This is a genomic window from Pseudomonadota bacterium (assembly GCA_010028905.1).
Taxonomy (GTDB): Bacteria; Vulcanimicrobiota; Xenobia; order RGZZ01; family RGZZ01; genus RGZZ01.
This window is the reverse complement of the sequence record RGZZ01000668.1, coordinates 1-2,190: the sequence shown is the minus strand read 5'-3', so window position 1 is coordinate 2,190 and position 2,190 is coordinate 1. Positions and strand designations below refer to the sequence as shown.

The following is a 2,190-nucleotide window of genomic DNA, read 5'->3' as shown; positions in this document are numbered from 1 at the left end:
CCAGTCGAGCCGCTCCGAGGCCGCGCCGGCACCACCGCGAAGGTCTGCGGGGGGCGGTCCCTGACGGGCCGGTACGTCGTCTCGGGCGAGATCGGTGGGGACCCAGCGCTCTCGGATGGACACGGGCAGCGAGACCGGCACGGGCAGATCGACCAGGGGGTCGGCAGCGGGGAACGACGAGAGACCCAGGTGCGTGGGCAGGCGCTTCTGGATGAAGGTGCGGAACCCGCGGGCGGTGGGCCACATTCGGTCAGATTCGGCCATGGGCAGCAGTCCGTTGCCATCGACGGCCTCGAAGCGCACGTCGAGCCGGCGGGCTGCGCTCTCGAGCATGTGGGGGAGGAAGTACGTGGGGAAGTCGTCTGTCACCACCGCGCACGCCTGTTCGGCCAGGGCGGCCAGCAGGCCGCTCCCTGCTTTTGGCGCGGGCTCGAGGTAGGGCAGGTACGTGGCGCGCCCCGCACAGGCCTTCGCGTTATCGCGCATGCCCTCGAGAACGAAACGGCTGAACCGCTCGCTCGCGTAGGGGTGATCGTAGCGCAGGCCTTCGAGCACGATCAGCGGTCGACCCAGCGTTCGCGCAAGCTCGGCGGCCCGTTGCAGGCCGAAGTTCCAGGTGCAGCGTCGCGCCGCGGTCATCCAGTAGAGCACCGTGGGACGGTCGGATCGGAGAGGCGCGTCGTTCAGCGCGCGAATCCTCGAGGCGGGAACCGACATGGCGTGAGTCACACTCCGAAGGGTTGCGGTGGGTATGCCTGGGGAGAGGCGTTGCGGACGTTCGCGTCTGCCTGCCTTGCCCCCTGCATCGGAGGAACCCGAAAGGCACGCGCGAACCACGTCTCCTATGCGTCACATGCGCGTCGTCTCGGGGTTCGCTGTCGCGTTCCTCTCCCTGCTGGCCTTGTTCGTCACCGCGGCCCTTGCCGGGCCTTCGGCGTCGGTGATCACAGGAGGGAAGGGCGTGGGCAGCTTCCTGCTGGGGAGGTCTTTTGCCCCCTACGAGAAGGCGCTCGGCGCCCCGACCCGCTCGCAGCGCTCAGACAGCGCCGAAGACGCCAGGCTCGTGTACTACAAGAAGTACGGGATGTACTTCTTCGTCAAGAAGGGAACGGTCAACGGCATCACGGTGGAGAGCCCCCTCTTCTCAACCCCCGAGGGCCTGCACGTGGGCTCCACCGAGGCAGACGTGAGCCGTCTCCTCGGCGCCGCGCAGTCGCTGCGCGCGGGAGAGGTGGTGTACCCTGAGCGCGGTCTCGGCTTCACGCTCTCGAACGGGAAGGTCGCCCGCATCTACGTCACCGACCGCGAAGACCGTGACGTGGCCAGCGGCGACCTGCGCATCGTTCCCGGCGTTCGTGTGGGCGGCATCCAGCTCGGGCAGCCGGCCGAGTTCGTGCTCAATGCCTGGAAGGAACCGTCGAAGCGTGCGCCGTTCCCCCAGCGCGAGGGCTCTCAGCTCTGGTCGTATGAGAAGAAGGGCGCGGTGCTGATCGTGTTCCAGGGGAAGATCGACGGGATCTGGCTCTTCTCCGGGGCGTTTCGCACGGTCAAGGACATCCACGTGGGAAGTCGTCGCGACGCGGTTGTGGCGGCTTACGGGAATCCAAAGGGGCGTGAGGACAACATGGAGTCTTACCCGTCCATCGGCATCGCTTTCTTCTACGAGAACGGCGCGGTCAAGCAGATCTATGTGAAGGAGCCGATCCGATGATCGACAGCCCCCACCTTGCAGGCCATCCCCGCTGGAGAGCGACAGCGGTTCGTGCGCTTCTCGTTGCCGTCGTGATGGTGGGTGCGATGTGCTCGGTGCAGGCCTCTTCGACCATCGATGTCCGTCGCGGCGGGTCGCTCTGGGCCAGCATCGAGTCTGATGGTGACATCCGGCTGAACGGCAGCCTGGTCGGGAAGTTCGAGAGCGACGGCGCGGTGCGCAGGAACGGCAGCCTGGTGGGCAGCATCGAGTGCGATGGCACGGTGAGGAAGCACGGGATGCTCTACGGTGAGATCGAGCGCGACGGCACCTTGCGCGTGCACGGTTCGATGGTGGGGCAGATCGAGTCAGACGGCACGATACGTCGCCATGGCGCGCTGTGGGGCAGGGCCGAGTCGTTTCATCGCGGCGACGCGCACGCCGTGGCCGCCGTGCTGATGTTCTTTTGCGAGGATTTCTGAGGCATCGGTCGCTGGATC

General features: G+C 66.9%; 2 protein-coding genes and 1 pseudogene. 2 read left to right on the top strand and 1 reads right to left on the bottom strand.

Annotated elements, in window-relative coordinates; translation table 11 throughout:
* The coding region (locus tag EB084_24135; protein ID NDD31352.1) for a deoxyribodipyrimidine photolyase at positions 1–717 on the bottom strand (717 nt) is incomplete at its 3' end.
* A gap of 127 nt (positions 718–844) precedes the next feature.
* Here EB084_24135 and EB084_24130 point away from each other — a divergent pair.
* Positions 845–1,711: a hypothetical protein gene (locus tag EB084_24130; GenBank protein ID NDD31351.1), complete on the top strand. Its 867-nt coding sequence runs from the start codon at positions 845–847 to the stop codon at positions 1,709–1,711.
* A pseudogene (locus tag EB084_24125) lies at positions 1,708–2,103 on the top strand (hypothetical protein). Before EB084_24130 ends, EB084_24125 begins: the two are co-directional and overlap by 4 nt.
* Positions 2,104–2,190: the final 87 nt, after the last annotated feature.